The organism is Actinacidiphila sp. bgisy160 (assembly GCF_965342435.1).
In the GTDB taxonomy this organism is placed as follows: domain Bacteria; phylum Actinomycetota; class Actinomycetes; order Streptomycetales; family Streptomycetaceae; genus Actinacidiphila.
Window position 1 is genome coordinate 1 of record NZ_CBDRCM010000116.1, and the last position, 4,599, is coordinate 4,599.

Below are 4,599 nucleotides of genomic sequence, written 5' to 3' on the forward strand. Positions count from 1 at the left end.
CGGACTTCCCCGTGGCCCCGCCGTCCGACCCTCCCGTACCGCAGCCGGCCACCACGACCGCCGTCACCGTCGCGGAGAGCGGGAGCGCCAGTCGCTGGACTCGATTCCTCACAAGACTTCCCTTACTACTTTGCGGTAACCTATCCTGGCTCACGCGCATACAGTTGTTATTTCCGGATTCGCGTCAGGCGGTCCCTCATCCTGCCAGGCCCTCGGCCGGCTCCTGGAACCGGGGTGACCAGCCGGAACAACGGCACGCGGCGCCATGTTCAGATCAATCCGCACCGCGCAGCGGCGGCGATCGCGCCCAAAGCCGGCAACTCACCCGTGGTTCCGTGAAGGGCGCGTTGCCGTGCGGTGGATTCATCGTGAATGGATCGGTGATCGAGGCACCGGGCAGCGACGCAACGACGAACCCCCGCCCTTCCGCGGGGGAAGGACGGGGGTTGCCGCAGGGAGTCACCGCAACGGTGCGGGGAATCAGCCGTCCGCGCCGGCGGGGTCCGCCGCCTCCCAGCGCAGCAGGTCGCCCGGCTGACACTCCAGTACCTCGCAGAGTGCGGCGAGCGTGGCGAAGCGCACCGCTTTGGCGCGGCCGTTCTTGAGCACCGCCAGGTTGGCGGGGGTGATCCCGACCCGTTCCGCGAGTTCGCCCACGGACATCTTCCGCCTGGCCAGCATCACGTCGATGTCGACGGCGATCGGCATCAGATCACCTCGTCCAGCTCGGCGCGCATCTGCATCGCTTCGACGTCGCGAGCAACGGCCTGGGCGAGCAGCATCCGCAGCACGAGCACGAGGAGCGCGACCCCCAGGATGGCGACGCCGACCCCGCCCATGATGACGGTGACGCCCGGGTCCTCCCGCTGACCCGGCGCGTTGATGGCCGTGACCGCGAACCACACAAGGGCGGCCGCCACGATCGCGCCGATCACGACGTCCACGTAGCGGAAGGCGGCGTGGGAGAACACGGTCCCGCGTCGCACCATCGTCACCAGCCGCCATACGCAGACCCCGGAGACCTGGACCGTGACCATGCCCAGGATCGTGATCAGGCGCAGCGGCGTCAGCGGGAGCGACCCGTCCTCCGGGTCGGTGGCCAATGCCCACACCATCCCCACCTGTATGAACACGGTGCCGGCCAGCACCACCACGAGGACGGCGCGCAGCGCCCACACTGTCAACTTTCCCATGACCCATCCTTAATCGAGATGCGATGGAAATCTATCGAATCTCGATAGATACCGCAAGGGCCGGCGGAGGTGAGTGACGACTTCGCCCGCCGTGACCGAGCCGGCGCGGGCGGCCGGGAACGCGAGCCAGGCGGTCCGTACCCGCGGAGGGTACGGACCGCCTGGCTCACTGACCGGTGTGGCGCGTGCTCAGACGTGCGGAGCACGCCCGGGCGTCATCGGCGCAGCGCCTTGAGCGCCTGACGGACCAGCGTCGCGCGGTCCGTCGCCGAGGCGACGTGCTCCAGGCCGAAGCCGAGCAGCACGGTGTCGTCCGTGACGACCGCGCCCTGTGTCAGCGGACCGCTGCGCACCCAGTCTCGCTGGGCGGGCGGGCTGCCCACGGGCGGACCGGAGACGGTCCAGGGGCCCAGGGAGGTCTCGAAACCCTCGGTCTCGGTGACCGTGCCGCCGATGACCAGGGAGGTCTCGTCGGCCTGGACGCCCTGGCCGCCGGAGCCCGGGTCGGTGACGTAGCTCAGCGAGACCTCGACCTTCTTGCCCGCGTAGGCGCTCAGGTCGAAGCTCACCGGCTGCCAGCCCTGGGACGCGCCCGTGAAGCTGTTCCAGGCGCCCGAGGTGCCGGTCGCCGTGCAGCCGTCCGTGCCCGGGGTCAGATAGTGCGTCAGCCACGGGTGCTCGCCGATGTAGAACCCGGCCTCGCACTCGGTCGGCACGGTGGTGCTGGTGGCGCCGCCCGCCTCGGGGAGGGTGGTCCAGTCGTCGGCGCCGACGGTGTGGGCCTCCAGGATCGCGTTGTCGTATCCGGGCTCCGTGCTCCACAGGAGGCGGGAGCGGAGGGTGGGCGAGTCGGCCGCGCTCACCCCGGTCAGGTCGATCGTCCGGGTGAGCCGGTTGTAGGCGTCGTCGGTGTGGACGGCGGCCGCCATGTAGGAGCCGGCGTAGGGCGCGTCGGAGGCGACGGACCCCGTGTACCGGCCGGCTCCCTTGCTCGCGAACTGCGGGTACGTGGCGGGCGGGAGCCAGTCGGAGGTCACCCGGTAGGTGCCCGCCGTGTCCAGCGGGTTGCCGGTGGCGCCACCGAGGGGACCGCTGAAGCCCGCCAGTGCCCCGGTGCCGGCGAAGCCGGTCGCCCCGGCGGTCGACGTGCGCGAGTACGCGCCCAGGTAGTACTGGCTGAAGTCGTTCGACGGCGTGCCGTCGGCCAGGGCCACGTTGCCGCCCGCCCGCTCGCCCGCCTCGATCAGCTTGCCGCCCTCGTTGAGGTAGGCGCGCAGCTCCAGCTGGGTGGGGTTCCCCGGCAGGGCCGCGCCCGTGTAGTGCACGACGGTGCGGAAGTGGCCGAGGACCCCGAGCGCGTCCGGCACGCCCTGCGTGGCGACGTCCCAGACGGCGGCCCGGTGGCCGCTCGCCTTCAGGGCGTCGACGTACGCCTTGGCCTGGATGGCGGCCGCGCCCTCCTCCGCGACGACGAGGGTGTCCGCCGGGGGGCGGTCGGCCACGGTGTAGGTGAAGTGGTCGCTGGAGACCTTCTTGCCGCTCTTGGTCCGGGCGGTGAACCACACCTCGACCTTGTCGCCGACTTCTGCGCCGCGGACCCTCGCGCGGTACTCGTCGAAGTAGAGGTTGTCCTCGCCGCCGTAGGTCTCGCCGCCCCGCCAGGAGCGCAGCGCCTCGTCCTTCGTGCGGCCGCCGTTGACGCGGTAGTTGAGTTCCCTGTCGCGCAGCGACTTGCGGGCGACGACCGAGACCTCCTGGTCATGGCCGCGCGCGTAGGAGGTGGTGAAGGACCCCGGGGTGAAGTCGGCGGCGTCCAGGCCCACGGAGGAGGAGGGGACGTCGGGGTGGGAGGCCGTCTCGGCCACGGACAGCGCGAACGGGACGTTCTTCTCGAACTCCTGCTGGATCAGCTTCTCGTCGTCGGGGAAGTTGAACCCCGACTGGCAGTCGGCGGCCACCCACTGGTCGTCCGGGTCGATGGCGGACGCGGTCTGGCAGGTCGACATCTCCGGCGTGAACATCGCCAGTCCATTGACGTTGGACGCGTGACCGTCGGCCTCGCCGTTGGTCGTGTAGAGCTCCGAGGAGACCTGCGGGTGGTAGCCGGGGATCGCGGAGTTGTCCGGCGTGCCGGCCAGTGACTTGTACAGGACGTCGTCGGGGGTGTCCGTGGCCACCTGCCAGCCGACCCCGTAGAGCAGCAGCTCGGCGGCGGAGTGGTAGTTGATGCCGTAGGTGAAGCCGATGCGCTTCTGGAACGCGTCCAGTGCGCGCGTCTCCGGCTCGGAGTCCGGGCCCGGGCCGCGGTAGGTCTCGCTCGCCGGGTTGGGCGACGAACCCTCGTTGTCGTAACCCCACTTGTAGGCGAAGTTGCGGTTGAGGTCGACGCCGTCGCCGGCGGATATGACGCCGTCGCCGTTGTTGTCGCGCAGGTTCTTCCGCCACAGGCGGGTGTCGTCGCTCTGGAAGGTGTAGTCGTAGCCGTCCGGGTTCGCCGATATCAGGAACCACAGCTCGGTCGAGTCGACAAGCTTCTTGATCCGCTTGTCGGTGCGGTAGTTGTCCAGGTAGTAGTGCATGAGCCGGCGGGTCATCTCCGGCGTGATCCACTCACGGGCGTGCTGGTTGGACATGTACAGCACGGCGGGCTTCGAGCCGTCCTTCGACTTCGCCGCGTTCTTGGTGAGTTTGAGGGCGAGGATGTCCTGCCCGCGTGTCGTCCTGCCGATCGAGACGACCTTCGTCAGCCCGGGGTTCGCGCGGCCGGTGGCGAGGATCTCCTCCTTGATGCCGCCCTTGCCGCTGTACGGGCGGAACACCTGGTCGGCCGCGTTTTTCACGCGTGCCTCGGCCTTGGCACCGAGCGTGCGCTCGGTGAGCCGCACGCCCCTGCTCTCCAGTTCCTTCGCCTGCTTGCCGGTGAGATACACCTCGACGGTGGCGGTGCCCCGCGCCTGCGGCCGTTCGCTCAGTTCGTGCGCGTCCTGGCCGGCCTGGAGCAACAACGGGATCTGATTTTGTGTCACTTCCGCGCGGTACACCTTGACGGTGTCCGCTTCGGCGGCGGCCGTGCCCGCGTCGCGGGCCTGAGCCATGGGTGCCACCGTCGCACCGCACAGGACGAGGGCACCGACTGCAGCGATCGTTAAGGATCTGGTTCTCACGAGCATCCCTTCACGTCGTTCCAGGACAGAGGCGCCATCCCATAAGAAGTCCGGTCGGCAGTCAAGGTGCTGGTAAAAACCCGTCCCGGGGATCACCGGACCGCGCGAGCGGACATTTCCCCTTTGGCAACGGGAAATTCGGCCGCCATTGCCCGAAAGCCGGGGCGTGGGGCCCGGGGAATTACCGGATCGCCGTGAACGCGGTTTGTGATAGGCCGCGTGTCCGTGTCGGTAGCCTGCTA

General features: G+C 69.4%; 3 protein-coding genes. All 3 read right to left on the minus strand.

Annotated features, from left to right (window positions below):
- Positions 1-480: 480 nt before the first annotated feature.
- Positions 481-708, minus strand: coding sequence for a helix-turn-helix domain-containing protein (locus ACRWNP_RS36930; protein ID WP_431969356.1), 228 nt, complete (start codon positions 706-708; stop codon positions 481-483).
- Positions 708-1,193, minus strand: coding sequence for a DUF2975 domain-containing protein (locus ACRWNP_RS36935; RefSeq protein WP_431969358.1), 486 nt, complete (start codon positions 1,191-1,193; stop codon positions 708-710). Before ACRWNP_RS36935 ends, ACRWNP_RS36930 begins: the two co-directional genes overlap by 1 nt.
- Before the next feature lie 215 nt (positions 1,194-1,408).
- Positions 1,409-4,363: a M14 family zinc carboxypeptidase gene (locus tag ACRWNP_RS36940; RefSeq protein WP_431969360.1), complete on the minus strand. Its 2,955-nt coding sequence runs from the start codon at positions 4,361-4,363 to the stop codon at positions 1,409-1,411.
- Positions 4,364-4,599: the final 236 nt, after the last annotated feature.

Excerpts from the sequence above, each read along its gene's own strand:
- ACRWNP_RS36930 (WP_431969356.1), bottom strand. The coding sequence starts at position 708 with ATGCCGATCGCCGTCGACATCGACGTGATGCTGGCCAGGCGGAAGATG.
- ACRWNP_RS36935 (WP_431969358.1), bottom strand. The coding sequence starts at position 1,193 with ATGGGAAAGTTGACAGTGTGGGCGCTGCGCGCCGTCCTCGTGGTGGTG.
- ACRWNP_RS36940 (WP_431969360.1), bottom strand. The coding sequence starts at position 4,363 with ATGCTCGTGAGAACCAGATCCTTAACGATCGCTGCAGTCGGTGCCCTC.